Raw genomic sequence first — 19,478 nt, 5'->3', positions numbered from 1 at the left:
GGGTCACAACTTACCGCCTAGATCGGAGGCCACGGGATGCTGGGCCACCGCTCGGATGGCCGCGGCATCGCTCCTTCCGCCAGCATCTCCTCGGCCCGGCTGGTCAGCGCGGCCCATTCCTCGTCGGTCAGCCCGGGCGCGAGCGGCGCTTCGATAGCCGCGGCGAGCGCCACGACGGCGAGCTCGCCCTCGGTGAGTGGATCGCCGGCCCATCCCCACAGCACCGTGCGCAGTTTGTTGTCTGTGTGGAGGCTCACGCCGTGGTCGACACCCGCGAGGGCGTCGCCGTGCGTGATGACGTGGCTGGCCTTGCGGTCGGAGTTGTTCAGCAGCGCGTCGAACAGGGCGAGCGCGCGGAGCCGGGGGTCGTCGCGGTGCGCCAGCACAACGGGCCGGTCCTCAGCGTTCAGACCGGTGAGGATGGGCAACCAGGTCTCGTCCACGTCGGTGGGCTCGAGCAGATCGATCAGCGGCGTGGGGGCGCCGTCCACCCAGCGCTGGGCAGATCCCTCGCCGAGCGGCCCCTCGCACCAGACGGTCAGCGGCACCACACCGAACCCGAGTTCTTCTGACAACGCGTAGGCCGCGACCTCGCGGCGGCCGAGGGTGGCCATCGGGAAGTCCCACAGCGGAGCCTCCCCCGCCACCGGCTTGTACACCCAGTGCGCCTCCTCCTCGTCTACCGCGAGGAAGGTGGCGTTGGAGGCATCGACGAGCCGCCCCACGACCTGGAGCGCTCCGCTGGGCCCGGTCATCCGAACAGCGGCCCGCGGTAGCCGTTCGCGCGGGGGCAGATGTGTCCTGCCGGGTCCAGTGGCTGGCTGCACGCCGGGCAGGAGGGCCGCCCGGAGGCGACGACGACCTCCGCTCGGGAGGAGAACTCCCGCGCCATCACGGGCGTCATCCGGATCTGGACGAGCGAGTTCTCACCCTCCTCGTCAGGTTCGGCGGAGAAGAGTTCGAGGAGGAGGCGGTTGCGCTCATGATCCCAGGCCAGGCCGATGGCCGCCGCGCGGAACAGCACCTCGACGGGCGCGTCGAGCGGACCGTTGTCAGCCGGTGGCTGCCGCGGCGGCACTTCGTGGCCCAGTTCCGCGAGCTGGTCGAGCACGTCGCCGACCCGCACGCCCAGCAGGAGCGTCTGCTCCTTCTCCAGTGCCACGGCCGCCAGGCGGTTGCCCTGCGCCACCTGGATGAGGAACAGGCGTTCACCAGGCGCGCCGATGGTGCCGACGATGCAGCGATCCGGGTTGTCGAAGGCGAGCATCATGGCATCACCCTACGCCCGCGACATCGCCGCCGCCGATGGTCGGAGCGGAGTTGCCCCCGAGGAGCGAGGCGAGGTCGCCCCCGGTGTTCACGCACACCACGAGGGGCCGCTCGCCGCTGTAGTCGATGACGCTCAGGCCGGCCGGGTGCACGTGGAGGCGCTGGAACTGGTCCAGATGCATTCCGAAAGCGTGCGCGAGGATCGCCTTGATCGGGTCACCGTGCGAGAACACGGCGATGACCTCGTCCGCGCCGTGCCTGCCCGCCACGTCGGCGATGGCCGCGGTGGTTCGATGGAACATGGCCAGCATGGACTCGCCGCCGGGGAAGGCCACGACGGAGGGCCTGTCCTGCACGTCGGCCCACACCTCCTGGGAACTCAGGTCGTCGAGTTTCGCGCCGGTCCATTCGCCGTAGTCACATTCGCTGACGCCGTCGAGCAGCTCAGGGTGGGGGAAGCCGGCCAGCGTGGCCGTCTCGATGCACCGCTCCACCGGGGAGCTGTAGGCGGCCGCGATGGTCACGTTCCTCAGCAGTTCGCCGAGGGCCACGGCCTGCCCCCGCCCGATGTCGTCCAACGCCACCCCCGGCGCGCGCCCGGCGAGCACGCCCGCTGCGTTCGCCGTCGAGCGGCCATGCCTGATCAGCACCACCTTGGTCATGGGGCCCAAGCCTAGTAGCCTCATCGGCGGTACAGTGGCCCCCGGTTTGGCTTCGGGAGGACGCACATATGGACTGGTTGCAGGCGATCGTGCTCGGCATCGTGCAGGGCCTCACGGAATTCCTGCCCATCTCGTCGAGCGCGCACGTGTCGATCGTCGGGCAGCTGCTGTTCGACGGCCGCGACCCCGGCGCCGCCTTCACCGCCGTCACCCAGCTGGGCACCGAGACGGCCGTGCTCGTCTACTTCCGCAAGGACATCGCACGCATCATCGCGCGCTGGTTCGGTTCGCTCCGCGGCACGGTGGAGCGCTCCGACCCCGACGCCCGCATGGGCTGGCTGGTGATCATCGGCTCCGTCCCCATCGTCGTGCTGGGGCTGCTGTTCCAGGACGCCATCGACACCACGCTGCGCAATCTCTGGATCACCGTGGCGATGCTGGCCGGCGTCGGCATCGTGCTGGCGATCGCTGACAAGTTCGGCGAGAACAACACCAAGGACCTGCGGCAGCTGAGCTGGCGCGACGGCATCCTGTTCGGCCTGTTCCAGGCCGCGGCGCTGATCCCCGGTGTGTCGCGCTCCGGCGCCACCATCTCCGGCGGTCTGTTCCTGGGCTATGACCGGCCCGCCGCCACCCGCTACGCGTTCCTGCTGGCCGTCCCGGCAGTCTTCGGCTCCGGCCTCTACAAGCTCAAGGACATCGGCGGCGACGCCACCGCCGCCTGGGGTCCCACCATCGTGGCCACCGTCCTGGCGTTCATCATCGGCTACGCCGTGATCGCGTGGCTGCTGCGCTACGTCTCCACGCACAACTTCCGGCTCTTCGTCGTCTACCGCCTGGCTGTAGCCGCGATCGTCGCGGTGCTGCTGCTCACCGGCGTGCTCGCGGCCGCATAGGCTGGGTCCCGCTATGCAGCTTCGTCCACTCGGTGCCACCGGTCTCCATGTCTCCCCCCTCGGTTTGGGGACCATGGCGTGGGGCCGCGACGTCGAGTGGCCGATGGCGCAGGCCATCCTGCACGATTTCGTCGACGGTGGGGGCAACCTCGTCGACACCGCACCCGCGTACGGCGCCGGGGTCGCGGAGAAGATGATCGGCAAGGCCCTGCACGCGGGTCTGCCCAGGGAGTCGCTGGTCATCGCCACCAAGGCGGGCTTCGTCGTGCGCGACGGACGCCGGGTGATCGACACGTCCCGCGGCGCGTTGCTCAACGACCTGGAGCAGTCGCTGCGGCGGCTGGGGACGGACCACGTGGACCTGTGGCAGGTGCACGCCTGGGGTGACGCCCCCGTCGACGAAACGATGTCGGCGCTGGACACGGCCGTCGCCCGGGGTATGGCCCACTACGTGGGTGTGTCGAACTTCGTGGGCTGGCAGACCGCCACGGCCGCCACCTGGCAGGACGCGGACCGGGCCCGGGTAACGCTGTCCAGCGTTCAGGTGGAGTACTCCCTGCTGGCACGGCGTGCCGAGGTGGAGGTCATCCCCGCCGCCGCGCACCACCGGCTGGGCGTGCTGGCGTGGTCCGGGCTGGGCCGCGGGGTGTTGACCGGCAAGTACGCCGGCGGCCGGATCCCCCGCGATTCCCGCGGCGCCTCAGACCACTTCAGCTGGTTCGTCGAGCCGTATCTGCAGCCCCGCTCGTCGGCGATCGTCGACGCGGTGGCACACGCCGCCCAGGGTCTGGGGCTGACAGCGGCCCAGGTGTCGCTGCTGTGGACCAGGGACGCTCCCCAGGTGGCCTCGGCCCTCATCGGCCCCCGCACCACGGAACACCTGGCCGAGCTCATGGACGTCGAGCACAAGACGCTCGTGCCGCCCATCGTCGCCGCCCTCGACGACATCTCCGGCGGCCCGAACGGGCTACGGCCGGCTAGCCCAGCTCGAACGTGATGTGGTGCAGGCCCTCGCCGTCGATCTCGAGGTGCAGCGTCCCGGTGACGTCTTCCAGTTCCCCGGTGCCCGAGCCGGGGACGATCTCGTAGCGAAGCTCCTGCACGCCGCCCTGCATGGTGCCGAACTGCTGGAACGAGACGGCTCCCTTGCGGCCGTCCAGCGTACCCTCGAAGACCTCCATGGCCACGTAGCCCGCCGTCCCGCTGGACGCGTCCCCACCTGAGACCATGACCCCCTTGCTGACGCCCTGCGCCGCGCCCTCCCACACCTTGGCGAAGTCGAACCTGCTGGTGGCGGGCAGCAGGGCCTCGGTGGGGGTGATCTCAATCTCAAAGGTCGCCTCAACGCCCATGTCATCTGCTCCTCAGACGTTCCGCGCCCACCTGCCGGGGCCCTTCTGGAGTCCACCCTAGCCCCGATTTGCGTAGTCCCGGGGTGTACCTGCTAGAGTTCCTTGTCGCTCCCCGAAAGGGAAGCACACCCTGTCCGGGTGGCGGAATTGGTAGACGCGCTAGCTTGAGGTGCTAGTGCCCGTTTAGGGCGTGGAGGTTCAAGTCCTCTCTCGGACACACTGGAAACCCCCGGTGATCAGCGGAAACGCAGATCACCGGGGGTTTTGCTTTTCTCTACGCGTGCCTCGCTCACCAGGTGGGTCGCAGCGGGAAGCCGTTGGTGCCGTCGTCGGTGGCACGCACCGCGAGAACGTGGTGCAACTGGACGTGGTTGCGTTCGAAACTCAGCCTGGAACCGGCCATGTAGAGGCCCCAGGCACGGGCCTTCGTATCCCCCACCTCCGCCACGCAGGCATCCCAGTGGTCGACGAGGTTGCGGCACCAGGCGGCGAGCGTGAGGGCATAGTGCGGGCGGAAGTTCTCCTCGTGGATGACCTCGAACCCGGCGTCCTGGGCGTCCCTGATGATGACGCCGGACCCGCTCATCTCGCCGTCGGGGAAGATGTAGCGGTCCAGGAACGGGCCCACCGGCTCGCGGCGGTTATGGGAATGGGTGATGCAGTGGTTCAGGAGCCGGCCCTCCGGCCGGAGCCGATCCCGCAGGAACGCGAAGTAGGTGGGGTAGTTCTTCACGCCGATGTGTTCCGTCAGCCCGATCGAACTCACGGCGTCGAAGCCGCTCTCGGTCACGTCTCTGTAGTCCCCGTGCCGCACCTCGGTGAGGTCGCGGAGCCCCTCACGCGCGATGGCGTCCGTGGCCCAGAGTGCCTGCTGGCGCGACAGCGTCACCCCCAGAGACCGCACGCCGTAATGCTTCGCCGCGTGGCGCACCATGCCGCCCCAACCGCAGCCGACGTCGAGCAGCCGCATTCCGGCGCGCAACCCCAGCTTGCGGCAGATCAGGTCGTACTTCTCCGCCTGCGCCTCCTCCAGCGTCGCATCCCCACTGGGATAGACGGCGCACGTGTAGGTCATCGACGGTCCGAGGATGTGTTCGTAGAACGTGTTGGAGACGTCGTAGTGATGCGAGATCGCGTCCGAATCGCGGGCCTTCGAGTGGCGCAGTCCCCTGGCCAGTCTCCGCCAGCGCGGCGGGTACTCCAGCGGGGGCGGCGGGGGCGGCTTGAGCGTTTCGAGCCCGAGAGAGCGCGCCAGTTCGAGCGCCTCGGGGGCGCTGGGCAGCCGGAACGCCACCCGGTCCTGGACGAGTTTGAGGATCTCGTAGGGGTCGCCCGGGTGCACGCCCCTCAGTTCGAGGTCCCCGGCGAGGTACGCCCTCACCATGCCGAGTTCGCCGGGGGCGGTCAGCAGGTACGCGAGTCCGCGCCGGGTGCGCAGCGCCAGGCCCAGCTCCGCGTCCTCCGGTCCGGTCGCGCTCCCGTCCGATGCCGTGAATCTCAGGGGCATGCCCTCGCGCAGCAGCGACGCGACCGCGTCGGCGATGGGCATCCGTGGGTTCAGGTTCTGTTTCATCGTTCCTCCACCGCCTTCTCGTACAGGCTGGTCAGCCGGTTGTCAGGGTCGTAACGGGCCTTCACCGCGGCCAGATTCGCGCCGCCGTACAGACGCTCGAACGTGTCCCGGTCATAGAAGGCCTCGGAGTAGAGAGACTTGTGCCCACCCAGCGCCTGCACCTTCTCCTCGATCGCCCGGTTGCGCGGCGCGAGCGGCGCGTCCGGCCCGACGGGCACGGCGCCCCAGAAGCCCACGTTGACGTAGGTGGTGCCCCCGCGCAGGGGGTACGTCGGCCAGGGCCGGGCGCCGGGTCCGCCCGTCGCCCTCAGTCGCAGCGGGCAGAGCCACACCGGGCGCATCCCGACGGCGTCATCGAACCAGGTGAGGAACTCCCCCACCCGCTCCACCGGCACCTCGACGTCCTGGATCACGCGTTCCTGCCGCGGGCGGCGGGCGAGCGCGTCCAACCGCTCGCTGAGGCGGGTGCGGCGGTCGAGCCCGACCAGCCGGTGGTAGACGTCGGAGCGGCGCCAGCGGCGGGGCCACACCCTGCGGACCAACGGGTGCTGCACGCCGAAGGCGCGCGAGCACCAGAACCAGTCCGTGTCCCACCGCCAGAGGTAGTCGTGGCCGGTGAGTTGGTCAGTGGAGAGGCTCCGGATGGAGCGGTAGTAGATCTGCTGGCCGGTGTAGTCGCTGACAGGGCCGGAGGGTGCGTCGGTCCAGGTGGCGAGGGTGAGGTAGTACTCCCCGGGCGCGAAGGCCACGCCGTCGAGTCCGTCGACCGTGGTGCCGTCGTGGGAGCGGGTCGCGCAGATCTCGGCGATGGTGGCGGCCAGCGAGCCGGTGTCGCTGAAGCGCAGGTGACGCAGCGCGACGAAGGCGGGCGCCCGCTCAAGTTCGATCAGGAGCCGGGTGACATAGCCCAGGGAGCCGTAGGAGTTCGGCACGGCGTCGAAGAGGTCGTCGCCGGGCCTTGTGGTGACCACCTCGCCGGCCCCGGTGAAGACGTCCATCTCGAGGACGGACTCGTGCGGCATGCCGTTGCGGAAGCTCGTGGACTCGATACCGAGCCCGCTCACCGCACCACCGATGGTGATCGTCCGCAACTGCGGGACGACCAGCGGCATCAGCCCGTGGGCGAGCGTGGCGTCCACGAGGGTTTCGTAGGTGCACATGCCCTGGACTTCTGCCGTGCGCGTCACGGGGTCGACGGCCAGTACCCCGGTGAGGCCGGAAACGTCCAGTCCGGGAGCTGTCATGCCGCTTCTCGGACGGAACAGGTTCGACGTGGGCTTGGCGAGGCGCACCGGCGAGCCTGCCGGGATCGCCTCGTACGACGATCGCAGGCTCGCTATTGCCTGGTCATGCTCCGTCCGGACAGGTGCTGCTGCCACGAGGCCACCGTAACCCGGAGCCTCTCGTGTATCTGCCCGGACGGAGAATCCGTACCCCTTTCGCTTTCGCCGCTCAGGCCGACGCTACGCTCAGCGAGAGGGGACTTTGAGTGAAGGAGAGCCTCATGGCAACGTTGGCAATCGTCGGGGCGGGGCCTGGTCTGGGCGCCGCGGTGGCGCGCAGGTTCGGGCGCGAAGGGTTCTCGGTGGCGCTCGTCTCACGCGACAAAGCAAAGCTGGACGCCCTCGCGGCCGAGCTCACCGACGGCGGCGTGACGGCACGCGGATACGCAGCCGATGTCCGCGATGCCGCGTCCCTCGAGGCCGCGCTGTCGGCAGCCGCCGGCGAGCTGGGTCCGATCACCGCGCTGCAGTACAGCCCGCTCCCGTCCCGGTCATACCTGGAACCCGTCTTCGACCTCACCCCCGAGCTGGCGCTCGAGGCGCTGCGCTTCTCAGCGTTGGGGCTCATCACGGCGGCCCGTGCAGTTCTGCCTGGGATGCGCGCCGCGGGCGACGGCACGATCATCCTCATCAACGGCGGCACCTCGGTGAAGGCCCGGGCGGGCTTCTCGGGCACGTCGGTGGCCTTCCCGGCAGAGAGCGCGTACGGCGAGATGCTGCACGAGGCGCTGGCCGACGAGGGCGTCCGCGTCGTCCAGTTGGTGATCCCCGGCTCCATCCCCAAGCTGAAGGTCGCCAACGGCGTCGACGGGGTCGCGGAGCGCATCTGGCAGCTCCACACGACGCCGGGTGAATTCAGGACGATGCTCATCCCGCTCGAGGAGGGGCGCGAGTAGCGCCCGATCCCGGGCCGGGTGCATAGAGTGGGCAAATGGCCGTTCCCGTCACGCTCGCGATCCTCGGCGCCTCAGGCGACCTCGCCACCCGCCTCCTCCTGCCCGGTCTGGGGACCCTGCTCGAGACCAACCCTGAATACGACGTGACCCTGGTGGGGTGCGCCGCCGATGAGTTGTCCCAGGAGGAGTGGGTTGAGCGCGTCCGCGGGGCGCTGGGTCGTCGGTGCACCAAGGCGAGCGTCGAACGGGTGATCGCCACCACGCGCTACGAACAGCTCGACCTCACCGACGCCGGCGCCCTGCGCACCCTGCTCGATGGCCTCGGCGACGCACCGGTGCTCTACCTGGCGCTCCCGCCCCGGATCTCGATCGAACTCTGCAAGGCCTTGACCACCCTCGAGATTCCGCCGGGGCTCCGGCTCGCCCTGGAGAAGCCGTTCGGCTCCAGCCTCGAAACTGCCCGCGAACTCAACGGGGTGCTCGCCGGTCTCGTGCCGGAGAACCAACTCTTCCGCATCGATCACTTCCTCGGTAAGTCCGTGGTACTCAATCTCCTGGGGCTCCGCTTCACCAACCGCATCTTCGAGCATGCCTGGAACAACCAGAACATCGAGCGCGTCGACATCACCGTCGACGAGGTGCTGGCGCTCGAGGGCCGCGCCGGTTACTACGACGGTGCGGGTGCGCTCCGCGACATGATCCAGAGCCACCTCCTGCTGGTCCTGGCCCTGTTCGCGATGGAGGAGCCGCCGTCGCTCAACGAGCGTGACGTTCGCGACCTCATCGCCCTGATGCTCCGGCACACCCACGTGTGGGATGACGACCCGGTGGCCTCCTCCCGTCGCGCGCGGTACACGGCCGGCCGGGTTGGCGGCGAGGCCGTCCCGAACTACGTCGACGAGCCGGGTGTCGACGCCTCGCGGAACACCGAGACGCTGGCGGAACTCACCGTGAGGATCAACACGGACCGGTGGGCCGGTGTCCCGTTCCGGTTGCGCAGCGGCAAGGCGCTCGGCGACGCCCGCAACGGCATCACCGTGGCTTTCCGTCCGGTGGACCACGTGCCGGAGGGCTTCACGGAGGCGCCGCCGAACGTGCTGAGCATCGGCATGAAACCCGCCAACATCAGGCTGGGGCTGTCGACCAACGCGGAGTCCGACCGCTTCCAGCTGGACCAGTCGGTGCTCTCGACGGACCTCGCGGAGAGCCCGCTCAAGCCCTACGGCGAAATCCTCGACTCCATCTTCCGCGGCGACCCGCTCCTGACCGTGCGCGGTGACGTGGCCGAGGAATGTTGGCGGATCGTGCAACCGGTCATTCACGCCTGGCAGCAGGGCCTGGTGCCCTTGGATGAGTATGTGGCAGGAGGAGCAGGGCCGACGCGCTGGAACGCGTGACGGATACAGTTCGGGACGCCTGGCGGACACAGCACGAAGGGTGTGGGCGTAGTTTGGCTCAATGACGCAAGCTTCCGACGTGTCCCCGACCCCGCCGGGCTGGAAGCGGGCCTTCGGCATCTTGGGGATCCTCGCTCACCTCGTGGTGGGCTACATCTACCTGACGGTGGGGCTTGTCACCCCTATGCCGTGGCTCCTGGGCTTCTGGGTGATCTGGGTGGTGCTCCTGCTGGTCTGCCTCCGGCTGTTGCGGGACCGTCCGTTGCTTGTCCTCCTGGTCCCGGTTCTGGCGCTCGGCATCCTCATCGGCGGGCTGTCGCTCGGTGAGGCGCTACTGGGGTGGAGTGCCTGACCGGGCAGTGCCACGACGAGGTGGGTGGCCACAGAATGCGCACAGTCCCGGGGTCAGAGGCTCAGCGTCAGTTGGGCGCGGTGGTGTCGATAGTGCTTCGGCGCCCAGTCCAGCACGTCGAGACGCGTCATCCAGGACGCGAAGTAGGGGTCCCAACTCTCGGGCACCGGCATGCCGAGCCTCAATTCGGCGTCGCTGGCGCCCCCGGCCCAGGTCAGGAGCCAGCGGGTGTCGGCGTCCATCCACCGCTCAAGTCGCCCCCTGGAAACGATCCTCACGCCAGCGACCGGTCCGGCGTAGTTGATCCAGTTGTAGGGCCGGCTCAACGCCGTCAGGCCACGCGCGTATCCCGCGGAGACGGGGCGCGGCAGGCGGCCGAAGACCCCGAACAACGGAACGAACACCCTGGCGAGGTGCTGGCCGAACCACATGTGGAACAGCAACTCCCGGTTCGTCCACCGGGTGCCCCGGGTGGGCGCCACCAGATCTGCCGGATTCGCCTCCCTCACGAGGCCTCGGAAATCCTCCCGGCACTCCTCGAGCCGGGCCAGCACCTCGTCGGGCACGACCATGACCCAGTATCCCCCGTCGCAGTTCCGGGGTCGCGCATCGACGTTCGTCAATGCGCCTAAGCTGGATGGATGTCCACCGCCCCAGAGTGCGCAACAGCCCCCACCTCGATGATGTCGGCAGAGCGAGCAGCGTGTCTGGCCGAACTCTTCAAGGCGCTCTCAGACCCCACCCGGGTACGGCTCCTGGCCCACATCGCGGACTCCCCCGACGGCACCGCCTGCGCCTGCCACATCCCCGACACTCTCGGCATCAGCCAGCCGACCCTGTCGCACCACCTGAAGAAGCTGACGGCCGCCGGCCTCGTGACGCGCGAACAGCGGGGGCGCTGGGCGCACTACACGGCGGCCAGCGACGTGCTGGAGGTGGCGCGTGAGTTCCTGGGCACCACCACTGAGGACGCGGCCCGCTGCTGCTGACGGGCCGCGCCCCCGGTTCAACGTGCGGCGCTCAGGCCCGCCAGTTGGGCGCCGATCGGCGGGACCTGCTGCATGACGAGTTGCGCCAGCCTGGGCGCGCCGGCACTCACCTGGGCCAGCGGACCGGCCTCGTTCGCCGCCCGCTGCATGAGCAGGGGTGACGAGGTGCCGGTCTGGGACAGGGTCTGGTTGACCACCCACGCCCAGGGCGCGATCCCCGCCCGAGCCAGGTCGTCGACGAGACTCTGCGCCTCCAGCACCGGGGTCGTCTCCGCGGTGGTGACGATGACCAGCTTCGTGTAGTCCGGGTCCTGGAGCCGCATGAGCGGTGTGGTGAACCTGGCACTGCCCAACCCGCGGGCCACCTCCCGGTGGTACGAGCCGGTGGCATCCATCAGCAGCAGGGTGTGCCCGGTGGGCGCGGTGTCCATCACCACGAACCGCTTGTCCGCCTGCGCGATCGCCTTCGAGAAGGCCTGGAAGACCGCGATCTCCTCCGTGCACGGCGATTTGAGGTCCTCCTCCAGCGCAGCGCGACCGGCCGCGTCGAGGTTCTTACCCTTCGTGGCCATCACCCGGTCCCGGTAGTCCTGGGTGGCGCGGTCCGGATCGATGCTGGTGACCTCGATCCCCGCCGCGTCCATGCCGACGGTCCTGTCCAGATGCGCGGCGGGATCCGTCGTCGTCAGCAGTACGTCCTTGCCCCGTTCGGCCAGCGCGACGGCCAGTGCAGCGGCAACGGTCGTCTTGCCGACGCCGCCCTTGCCCATACACATCACGAGGCCCTTGTCCGCGCTGACCAACTCGTCGACCAGGGCGCCGAGCCCCGGGGCGCCGGCCGCTGCCTGTCCGGCCGCCACGGCCGCGGGCGGATCCGCCGGGCCGAACATCCGGCGCAGCGCGTCGACACCCACCATGTTGGTGGCCCTGAGTGGCAAGGTGTCGAGCTCGAGGCGCCGTAGCCCGAGGGGCAACTGCTCCACCGCCTTTGCCTCGCGGGCACGGATGGCGTCGGCGAGCGCATCGTGGATCTCCTCCTGGGGCAGGACTCCGTTCACGACGAGGTGGCTGGCATGAATGCCGACGGTGGCCAGTTCGAGCAGTGCACGCTCAGCCTCGTCGAGGCTGGACCGATCAGCCCGGGCGACCAGGATGATCCTCGTGCGCTCCGGGCTCGCCAGCGCCTCGACGGCCGCCGCATAGGTTCCGCGGGCCTTGTCCAACCCGGACATCGGCCCGAGGCACGAAGCGTCGCCCAACCCCTCGTCGAGGAACCCCGTCCATTCGCCAGGCAGTTCCAGCAGCCGGATGGTGTGTCCCGTAGGTGCGGTGTCGAAGATCACGTGGTCGTAGGCCGCCGTCCGGGCAGGTTCTGCCAGCAGTTCGGTGAACTCGTTGAACGAGGCCACCTCCGTCGTGCACGACCCCGACAGCTGCTCGGTGGCCGCCGCAAGATCCTCGGGCTTCAGGAAGTCGCGCACCGGGGCGAGGGTCCGCTCCCGGTAGCGGTGGGCAGCCTCCTCAGGGTCGATCTCAATGGCATCGAGCCCGGGGACGGCCGGCACAGACACGACGCGGTGCCCCACCTCGACGCCGAACACCTGTCCGACGTTGGACGCAGGGTCGGTGGAAATCAGCAGGACACGCCTGCCCTCATCCGCCAGCCGCGTGGCCAGGGCGCACGCCACACTGGTCTTCCCCACCCCGCCCTTACCGGTGAGGAACACGTTGCGGGGCAGGTCCGTGAGGAACCTCATGAGCAGCATCCGCCTCCGCCACAGCAGCCGCTCTCACCAGCGGTGACAGCCGTGAGGCCCAGATCCGGGTGTTCGTCGACGCCGGCGAATCGCGCCAGCTCCGAGCGGTCCGGGTAACGGCCGGTGAGGACGGTGGTGCCGCCCACGACGACCAGCGGTAGGCCGTCGATGCCGGCCACCCGCATGAATTCCTTGGCCGCCTCTTCCTCTGCGAAGGCTGCCGGGTCCGACGCCAGGTTCGCCCGCGTCACCGCACCCCCACGCTCCTTCAGCCAGGCGACGTCCGCAGCGAAGTCCACCAGTGTCTGGTCCACGTCGGTGCCACAGACACCGGTGTTGCAGCACAGCGGCGGTTCAAAGACCTTGATCGCGTTCATCATGAGACTCCCTTGTATTGATGCACATCGATATGATTCTCTGAGCATACAACTCGTCGAGCAGAGACTCGCCCCGCCCCTGAGAAAGTGGAAATGATGCCCGAGACCAAGCCCCACCTCCTGTTCGTGTGCGTCAAGAACGGCGGCAAATCGCAGATGGCAGCCGCCCTCGCCCGCCAGTTCGGCGGCGAGGCCGTGGAGGTCACGTCAGCGGGCACGAAGCCCGGATCATCCCTCAACGAGGCGTCCGTCGAAGCACTCGCGGAGGTGGGAGCCTCCATGGAGGGCGAGTCGCCGAAGCAACTCACCGACGACATGCTGAGGGCCGCCACCCACGTCATCCTCGTCGGAACCGAGGCGGAGGTTGAGCCGGTCCCCGGCATGACCGCCCCCGTCGAGGTCTGGGACACAGACGAGCCGAGCCTCCGCGGCATCGAGGGCGAGGAGCGGATGCGGCTGGTCCGCGAGGACATCTTCACCAGGGTGGCCGAACTGGTCCTCGAGGTGACCGGGCAGAACCGTGCAGACCTCGAGCGGTACCGCGGCATCGTCGGCGACCTGGCACGGCACTATGACGGCATCTTCAGCTACGACGAGGTGCGCGCCGCCGTTCGCACGGCCCACGCCGAACTGGCAGCCACCACCAAGGCACCCCAGTTCCTGCCGCTCTTCGTGGAGCGGTTCGCACACGACAAGCTCCGCGCTGCAGCGAAGGCCAAGGGACAGCCCACCGACGGCAAGCCGGAATTGCTGTTCGTCTGCGTCCAGAACGCGGGACGCTCGCAGATGGCCGCTGCCATGGCAAAGCACTTCTCCGATGGTCGGGTCAACGTGCGCTCGGGAGGATCCAGGCCTGCGGGCAAGCTCAACCCGGACGCCGAGGCAGTCCTGGCCGAGCGTGGCATGGATGCCACCTACCTGTTCTCCAAGCCGCTCACCGACGACGCCGTGGAGGCCTCGGACGTCGTGATCACCATGGGCTGCGGCGACGAGTGCCCGTTCTACCCCGGGAAGCGCTACGAGGACTGGGCGGTCGAGGACCCCAACGGCCGCCCCATCGAGGACGTCCGGCGGATCGCGGACGACCTCGAGACCAGGGTGAAGGCGCTGCTGAGCGACCTCGGCGTGCTTGAGCGTCAGTGACCCGCACCACCCGCAAGGGGGTTTGACCTGCAGGGAGGATGACCTCTAGGTTCATATCGATATTCATCGATACATAAGGGTGGACCATGGTCCTGGCGGCAGCAATCTTCGTGGCGACTCTCGTGCTGGTCATCTGGCAACCCCGCGGACTGGGCATCGGGTGGACAGCGTTGGGAGGAGCCGCCGTCGCGCTGGCTACCGGCGTGGTCCACCTGTCAGACGTGCCGACGGTCTGGGGCATCGTGTGGAACGCCACGCTGACCTTCGTGGCGGTCATCGTCATCTGTTCGATCCTCGACGAAGCAGGCTTCTTCGAATGGTCGGCGCTCCACCTGTCACGGTGGGCCCGCGGCCGCGGCGACGTCCTGTTCAACCTCATCGTGGTGCTGGGCGCGGGCATCGCTGCGCTGTTCGCCAACGACGGTGCGGCCCTGACGCTCACGCCCATCGTGTTCCAACTGATCATCGCGCTGAAATTCAGCCCGCGCGTCGCCTTCGGGCTGGTCATCGCCACCGGGTTCATCGCTGACACCACCAGCCTGCCGCTGGTGGTCTCCAACCTGGTCAACATCGTGATCGCCGACTACTTCCGCATCGGCTTCGCGCGCTACGCCCTGGTCATGGTGCCCGTCGCGCTCGTCTCGCTGGGCGCCAGCCTCGTTGTCCTGCGCCTCTTCTTCCGCAGGTCCATCCCGGGCGCCTACGACGTGTCGGCGCTGCGCCGCCCCGAGGAGGCCATCCGGGACCGCCCCACCTTCCTCGCGGGAGTCGTGGTGCTCGCCGTCCTCCTGCTCGGCTACTTCGCCGCCGATCCCCTCGGGGTGCCCGTGGCTGCAGTGGCCAGCACCTGCGCCGTCGTCATCTCGTTGGTCGCGGCCCGGCAGCCCCGCGCGCTGTTCAGCGTGCTCCTGCCGGCTGCCCCGTCGGCCGACACCCACGCGGAGGATGCCGACGAGCTGCTCAGCGTCGGTGCGGGACATGTCGCCACGGACCTCCCCGCCGCGCCGGCCGGCCACGCCTCGCCCACCCCGCCAACTGCGGCCACTTCCGGCGCGCTGCGTCCCATCATCGACGTCTGGACCGTGGTGCGGTCCGCGCCGTGGCAGATCGTCCTGTTCAGCCTGGGCATGTATCTCGTCGTCTACGGCTTGCGCAACGCCGGCCTGACCGATCACCTCGGCCAGCTGCTGGCATGGGTGGCGGGCCATGGGCACACTGCCGCCGCCGTCGGCACGGGCTTCCTCGTGGCGGTCATGTCCTCCGTCATGAACAACATGCCCACCACCCTGATCGCCGCCCTCGGGATCGACGCGGCAGGGGTCACCGGCCTGACCAGGGAACTGATGGCCTACGCAGCCGTCATCGGCGCCGACCTCGGACCCAAGATCACCCCCATCGGCAGCCTGGCGACCCTGCTGTGGTTGTCGGTCCTGGACAAGAAGGGCATGCACATCGGGTGGGGCACGTACTTCAAGGTGGGCGTCGTGCTGACCGTCCCGGTGCTCGCCGTCACGCTGCTGGCGCTGGCGGGGTGGCTCACCGTGCTCAGCCTGTGACGGAAGGCCGCGCCACCGGGGTGCGTCAGGCTTCGGTACGCTTGCCCAATACCCTCCCCCGGACACAGGAGTCACCCATGGGCATTCTCAACAAGCTGTTCGGCCGATCTTCGGCCAACGACGACGCCCCGGTGACGCTGTCCACCTTCGACCCCGATGCGGTCCGCGTGAAGATCGACGAACTGATCGGCTCCCTGGGCGAGCTCGCGGACGCGATGGACACCGAGGACGCGCCCCTGTCCAACCCCGGTTGGCGCGGGCGGCTCCGCGACGTGCGCAACGCGCGTGGCGAACTGCGTCTGCTGTCCCGCAGGTCCCAGTTCACCAAGGACGATCTTTACGAGGTGCTGACCACCGTCCGGCCCCTGTACCGCGGTGAACCGCCGAAGGATTTCGCTCACCTCGCGGGCCTCAATGAGCGAGTGGTCAACGGAATCGAAGCGGTCCACAGGGCCGCCAACTGAGCCAGCAGGCACAGAGACGCTCAGGGCACTGAGCGATCGAGCAGCCGACGCATCGTAGCGCCACCGGGATTGAGCGATGAGCCACCCCGGCGTGAGTGTCGCCACCGCCCCCTCCATAGAGTGGGGCCATGGCGACTTTCGCGGACACCGCTGCAATCAATCTCCGCCTCGGCCTGCTGGGACTTCCCCTCGTCGAGGGCAAGGACTCCCAGGAGGCCCTTAACCTGGTCCGGCCCGTGCTGGCGCGTCAGAGGGAAGCCAACCGGCGCCTCGGGCACCGCCTCCCCGCGGTCGACACCCGGATCCAGAACTTCCTCGATGCCTATCTCGAGGGCGTCGACGCCAAGCCCCGGCTCCCCCGCCAGACCCTGGTGCTCGACCAGGCGGGCCTCGCGCGCGAGATGAGCCTCCCCGTCGACGGCGACACCTTCACCTCCGCGCAACTCACGAGCTACCGCCTCGTCAACGGCATCCTCCACAACCCGGCCAACGACCGCCGCACCACCAAGGGCGTGTTCCACATCGCCGAGGGTGGCCTGCCCATCCAGGACGACAAGATCGCCGTGCCCCGCGGCACCTTCGGCAAGCTGCTGGAGCAGGCGTTCAACCCGCCGGCCGAGGCGATGATCCTGCCCTACACCTCTGAGCAGCCGGAGCAGCCGAAGTGCTGGGTCTCGCTGCTGATGCGCCCCATCGTGGTGCCGGAAGTGCCCGGCTACATCCAGCAGAAGTCCATGGAGACCCGGTTCTTCGCCCCGGCCACCCTCATGGCCAACCTCGACTTCGTCGAGGGCATCTTCGGCAACGGCGGCGACCCGTACATCCCCGAGAACGACGCGAGCCTCAACCCCGAGACCTGGACGGGCCACACCGGCGCCGTCATCCTGGCACCCCACCTGACCAGGCTGAGGAAGAAGGACCTCGGGCTACCCCACTGGGACGACGCCACTGAGCGCCAGCGCCGCGACGGCATGTGCTGGAAGGACGAGGACGAGCTCTACAACGGCGGCTCCGCCTTCAAGGCCTGCGCCCGCGACGAGCGTGGCGTCATCGTCACGATCATCGCCGACAACTACTTCGGCTACTGCAAGAAGGAGGTCAAGGCGCAGATCAGCTACGCCGCGAACCTCCTGGGCCTCGTCGAGGAGGAGCACTCCGGCGGCGCCATCGCCTTCCCCCGCTACAACCTGGGCCAGACCTTCACCGCCACCTACACGGACGAGTCATTCAGGATCGCCGACGTGGTGGCCCGCGACCCCGAGCGCTTCACCGTCCAGCCCGAGGGCCACGCCCTCGACGCAGAGCAGCCGCACGTCATCCTCGTGCCGGAACAGGCGAGCTACTCGCTGCGCGATTCCACGGTGAGCTGGCCCATCGACGGCGAGACCCGCACGATCCCGCTGCGCGCCGACGTGCAGTACGTCGGCCCGGACGGCTACCTCGTCGAACTCGGTCACATCGCGGCCGACGGCGACCAGTGGACGCTGCTGGGCACCTCACCCGTCGCCACGAACTGCCACAAGCCGGCCACCGTGTCGGGTGGCGGCAAGTCCGAGATCTCCAAGTCCATCACCGACGCCTTCGTCTTCGGCAACGCCTACGTCAACGACTTCGTCGAGGACATGGCCGCCGTCGCTGCGATCGTCGACCGCGACTTCTCGACGCGGTTCAACGACCCCGCCGCGGACGACCACCGCCCGCTGCTGTCCGACGCGCGCAGCGTGGGCTCCGTGATCAAACTCCTGACCCCCAGCCGCGAGTTCACCGACGAATACAACGAGTGGCTGGCCACCATCCCCCACCACATCAAGGAACTCGTGTTCGTGGTCAAGCGCTTCTACCGCCCCGAGTGGGGTGGCGACTGGGCCTCCCACTTCTCGGTGGGTCGCATCAACGGTCGCGCCGGTCACGCCATGCGTCTCGATGGCGACAAGATCACCGTCAACATGCTGCGGGTCGGGTTCGCACCGGACGGCTCGTGGCGGCTCTTCGGGCTGCGCCACGACTTCCACCCCTCGGCCAAGGTGCAGACGGAGGACGACATCAGCGCCTCCATCGTCGTGCCGGGTGAAGCGGCCGGGCGCGAGGACGGGTTGTCGCGCAAGTACACCACCAACTGCGAGTCGCTGCTCTTCCAACGGCCCGACGACGCCATCCACCGCGGCTACGACAAGCAGGCGGAGGCCGACATCGCCGGCGGCGCGTTCATCAGCAACTTCGAGCCCCTGACCCCTGACGACGCCAGCGCCCTGGTGGACAACGCGATCGAGTTCTCGAAGTTCACCAAGCCGATGCAGAAGCTCATCCGCCGCATGGCGAAGGGCAACCAGAAGGCCGGCTTCTTCGTCTCCTCCGCCCATCCCAGGATCATCAACGGGGCCCGCTCCAAGAACCCGCGCTACCTGCAGATCCGCTCCGACGTCTCCCGCCCGAGGGCCACCGCAACCGCCGAAATGGTCACCCGCCTCCACCGGTCGCTGCCGATGGACGCGCCGTTGCGCCTCCCCGTCGACATCGTGGCAGCCGGCCGCCGCAACAACGCGGCCGAAGAGGGCGTGCCGCCGCTGTGCTCGTACGCCCCGCTGCACTACATGGAACTGCCTGAGCTGTTCATGGAGTTCATCTCGTCGATGACCGGCAAGTCGCCGTCCACGACGGGCGCCGGCTCCGAGGGTGCGATGACGAAGGGCCCGTTCAACGCGCTGCCCTCCGCCGTGGACCTCAACGCCGCCTTCCTGTCGTTCGCGCTCACCGGGTACGACGGCTGGCTCTCCAGCGCCGGGGTCATCGGCCCCAACGTGCGCGTCGACCATGACATCTCGTTGCTCGTGCCGGAGGTGTTCTGCCGGATGACGCCCGAGGAACGTGACGCGAAGCACCTCATCGGCGAAGGCGCCCTGGAGCGGGTCGAGGACTTCGAGCACGACGGCGAGACGCTGGAGGCCTCCCGCCTCGGCTACCGCATGACCGCGAAGTTCCAGTCGAAGTACTTCGGCCGCATCTTCATGCACCCGCACGTCGTGTTCTCAGAGCCCATGCTGAAGCCTGAACTGCAGGACATCGACGCCTACGCAGAATCAGTGCGCACCATCGTCAAGACGCACCAGCGGGTGGCCCAGTCGTACATCGACGACGGGACCGTCGCCCTGGCGGTGCCGCCGATCCGGGCGCTGTTGGAGATCATGGCCACCGGAAGCTCCGCCGAGGGCCTGACGTTGCACGACGAGGCGTTCCGCGCCATGTTCGACCGCGACAACGTGCTGGCCTCCGACTGGTACTTCGAGCGCCTCCGCTCGAAGACCGCTGCTGACGCCAAGTTGGCCGAGATGGCCACCGGCGCGATGCAGCGGTTCATCAGCGAAGAGGTCAACGCCGACGCCGCCCAGCGGCTCTGCATCAGCGAGAAGATCTCGGCGATGCAGTCCAAGCTGAAGAAGGCGTCGGGCCAGGAGGCCGCCGAAGCCCTCCGCGGCACCCTGGGCCGCCAGGTCAACTGGCGGTTCTAGCGCGGC

The 19,478-nt window shown here is 68.8% G+C and carries 19 protein-coding genes and 1 tRNA gene; 11 read left to right on the top strand and 9 right to left on the bottom strand.

Annotated elements, in window-relative coordinates; all coding sequences use genetic code 11:
* Nucleotides 1-17: 17 nt before the first annotated feature.
* Genes ACX1DX_RS01655 through ACX1DX_RS01645 form a run of 3 tightly spaced genes read right to left on the bottom strand, consistent with a single transcriptional unit; the run spans nucleotide 18 to nucleotide 1,931 of the window.
* Nucleotides 18-755: an Rv2133c family protein gene (locus ACX1DX_RS01655; RefSeq protein ID WP_459397450.1), complete on the bottom strand. Its 738-nt coding sequence runs from the start codon at nucleotides 753-755 to the stop codon at nucleotides 18-20.
* Nucleotides 752-1,270: an Rv2134c family protein gene (locus tag ACX1DX_RS01650; protein ID WP_076063930.1), complete on the bottom strand. Its 519-nt coding sequence runs from the start codon at nucleotides 1,268-1,270 to the stop codon at nucleotides 752-754. Before ACX1DX_RS01650 ends, ACX1DX_RS01655 begins: the two co-directional genes overlap by 4 nt.
* A gap of 4 nt (nucleotides 1,271-1,274) precedes the next feature.
* Complete coding sequence (locus ACX1DX_RS01645; protein ID WP_459397449.1) at nucleotides 1,275-1,931, bottom strand: Rv2135c family putative phosphatase; 657 nt, start codon at nucleotides 1,929-1,931, stop codon at nucleotides 1,275-1,277.
* A 68-nt stretch (nucleotides 1,932-1,999) separates the two neighbouring features.
* On the opposite strand from ACX1DX_RS01645, the gene ACX1DX_RS01640 reads away from it, so the two are divergent.
* Nucleotides 2,000-2,827 (top strand): undecaprenyl-diphosphate phosphatase, encoded by an 828-nt coding sequence (locus tag ACX1DX_RS01640; protein WP_459397448.1) that lies wholly within the window; start codon nucleotides 2,000-2,002, stop codon nucleotides 2,825-2,827.
* Between the two features lie 13 nt (nucleotides 2,828-2,840).
* Complete coding sequence (locus ACX1DX_RS01635) at nucleotides 2,841-3,824, top strand: aldo/keto reductase (protein ID WP_459397447.1); 984 nt, start codon at nucleotides 2,841-2,843, stop codon at nucleotides 3,822-3,824.
* Here the strand turns inward: ACX1DX_RS01635 and ACX1DX_RS01630 are convergent.
* Complete coding sequence (locus ACX1DX_RS01630) at nucleotides 3,805-4,179, bottom strand: DUF3224 domain-containing protein (RefSeq protein ID WP_459397446.1); 375 nt, start codon at nucleotides 4,177-4,179, stop codon at nucleotides 3,805-3,807. The two genes, ACX1DX_RS01635 and ACX1DX_RS01630, sit on opposite strands and share 20 nt — an antisense overlap.
* 132 nt (nucleotides 4,180-4,311) lie before the next feature.
* Between ACX1DX_RS01630 and ACX1DX_RS01625 the strand changes: the two genes are divergently transcribed.
* Nucleotides 4,312-4,396, top strand: a tRNA-Leu gene (locus tag ACX1DX_RS01625).
* Nucleotides 4,397-4,468: 72 nt separating this feature from the next.
* Here the strand turns inward: ACX1DX_RS01625 and ACX1DX_RS01620 are convergent.
* Together ACX1DX_RS01620 and ACX1DX_RS01615 are read right to left on the bottom strand one after the other, a co-directional pair.
* Nucleotides 4,469-5,752, bottom strand: a complete 1,284-nt coding sequence (locus ACX1DX_RS01620; protein ID WP_459397445.1) for a class I SAM-dependent methyltransferase — start codon at nucleotides 5,750-5,752, stop codon at nucleotides 4,469-4,471.
* A complete protein-coding gene (locus ACX1DX_RS01615; protein WP_459397444.1) occupies nucleotides 5,749-6,996 on the bottom strand; it encodes an FAD-binding oxidoreductase in 1,248 nt (415 codons plus the stop codon). Before ACX1DX_RS01615 ends, ACX1DX_RS01620 begins: the two co-directional genes overlap by 4 nt.
* A gap of 260 nt (nucleotides 6,997-7,256) precedes the next feature.
* On the opposite strand from ACX1DX_RS01615, the gene ACX1DX_RS01610 reads away from it, so the two are divergent.
* The 3 genes from ACX1DX_RS01610 to ACX1DX_RS01600 all read left to right on the top strand — a co-directional run bounded on the left by ACX1DX_RS01610 (nucleotide 7,257) and on the right by ACX1DX_RS01600 (nucleotide 9,680).
* Entirely contained in the window at nucleotides 7,257-7,931 is a 675-nt protein-coding gene (locus ACX1DX_RS01610) for an SDR family NAD(P)-dependent oxidoreductase (RefSeq protein WP_459397443.1), read from the top strand.
* Between the two features lie 35 nt (nucleotides 7,932-7,966).
* Nucleotides 7,967-9,328 (top strand): glucose-6-phosphate dehydrogenase, encoded by a 1,362-nt coding sequence (locus tag ACX1DX_RS01605; RefSeq protein ID WP_459397442.1) that lies wholly within the window; start codon nucleotides 7,967-7,969, stop codon nucleotides 9,326-9,328.
* Nucleotides 9,329-9,389: 61 nt separating this feature from the next.
* Nucleotides 9,390-9,680 carry a hypothetical protein gene (locus tag ACX1DX_RS01600; protein WP_182764313.1) on the top strand — a complete coding sequence of 97 codons (291 nt, stop codon included), beginning with the start codon at nucleotides 9,390-9,392 and terminating at the stop codon, nucleotides 9,678-9,680.
* A 53-nt stretch (nucleotides 9,681-9,733) separates the two neighbouring features.
* Here ACX1DX_RS01600 and ACX1DX_RS01595 read toward each other — a convergent pair whose 3' ends face one another.
* Nucleotides 9,734-10,252 carry a DinB family protein gene (locus tag ACX1DX_RS01595; protein ID WP_459397441.1) on the bottom strand — a complete coding sequence of 173 codons (519 nt, stop codon included), beginning with the start codon at nucleotides 10,250-10,252 and terminating at the stop codon, nucleotides 9,734-9,736.
* Between the two features lie 69 nt (nucleotides 10,253-10,321).
* On the opposite strand from ACX1DX_RS01595, the gene ACX1DX_RS01590 reads away from it, so the two are divergent.
* Complete coding sequence (locus tag ACX1DX_RS01590) at nucleotides 10,322-10,669, top strand: ArsR/SmtB family transcription factor (protein ID WP_459397440.1); 348 nt, start codon at nucleotides 10,322-10,324, stop codon at nucleotides 10,667-10,669.
* Between the two features lie 17 nt (nucleotides 10,670-10,686).
* Here ACX1DX_RS01590 and arsA read toward each other — a convergent pair whose 3' ends face one another.
* Nucleotides 10,687-12,426 (bottom strand): arsenical pump-driving ATPase, encoded by a 1,740-nt coding sequence (gene arsA, locus ACX1DX_RS01585; RefSeq protein ID WP_459397439.1) that lies wholly within the window; start codon nucleotides 12,424-12,426, stop codon nucleotides 10,687-10,689.
* Complete coding sequence (gene arsD, locus ACX1DX_RS01580) at nucleotides 12,423-12,806, bottom strand: arsenite efflux transporter metallochaperone ArsD (RefSeq protein ID WP_459397438.1); 384 nt, start codon at nucleotides 12,804-12,806, stop codon at nucleotides 12,423-12,425. The genes arsA and arsD overlap by 4 nt, the downstream gene beginning before the upstream one ends.
* A gap of 90 nt (nucleotides 12,807-12,896) precedes the next feature.
* On the opposite strand from arsD, the gene ACX1DX_RS01575 reads away from it, so the two are divergent.
* From ACX1DX_RS01575 to ACX1DX_RS01560, 4 genes are all read left to right on the top strand, one after another.
* Nucleotides 12,897-13,946, top strand: a complete 1,050-nt coding sequence (locus ACX1DX_RS01575; protein WP_459397437.1) for an arsenate-mycothiol transferase ArsC — start codon at nucleotides 12,897-12,899, stop codon at nucleotides 13,944-13,946.
* 86 nt (nucleotides 13,947-14,032) lie between these two features.
* Nucleotides 14,033-15,502: an arsenic transporter gene (locus ACX1DX_RS01570; protein ID WP_459397436.1), complete on the top strand. Its 1,470-nt coding sequence runs from the start codon at nucleotides 14,033-14,035 to the stop codon at nucleotides 15,500-15,502.
* 77 nt (nucleotides 15,503-15,579) lie between these two features.
* Complete coding sequence (locus ACX1DX_RS01565; RefSeq protein ID WP_459397435.1) at nucleotides 15,580-15,966, top strand: hypothetical protein; 387 nt, start codon at nucleotides 15,580-15,582, stop codon at nucleotides 15,964-15,966.
* Nucleotides 15,967-16,094: 128 nt separating this feature from the next.
* Nucleotides 16,095-19,472 (top strand): PPi-type phosphoenolpyruvate carboxykinase family protein, encoded by a 3,378-nt coding sequence (locus tag ACX1DX_RS01560; protein WP_459397434.1) that lies wholly within the window; start codon nucleotides 16,095-16,097, stop codon nucleotides 19,470-19,472.
* Nucleotides 19,473-19,478: the final 6 nt, after the last annotated feature.

This window comes from Tessaracoccus zhenghani (assembly GCF_054552775.1).
The sequence above is the reverse complement of the archived record's forward strand: the minus strand, read 5'-3'. Positions and strand labels throughout refer to the sequence as shown.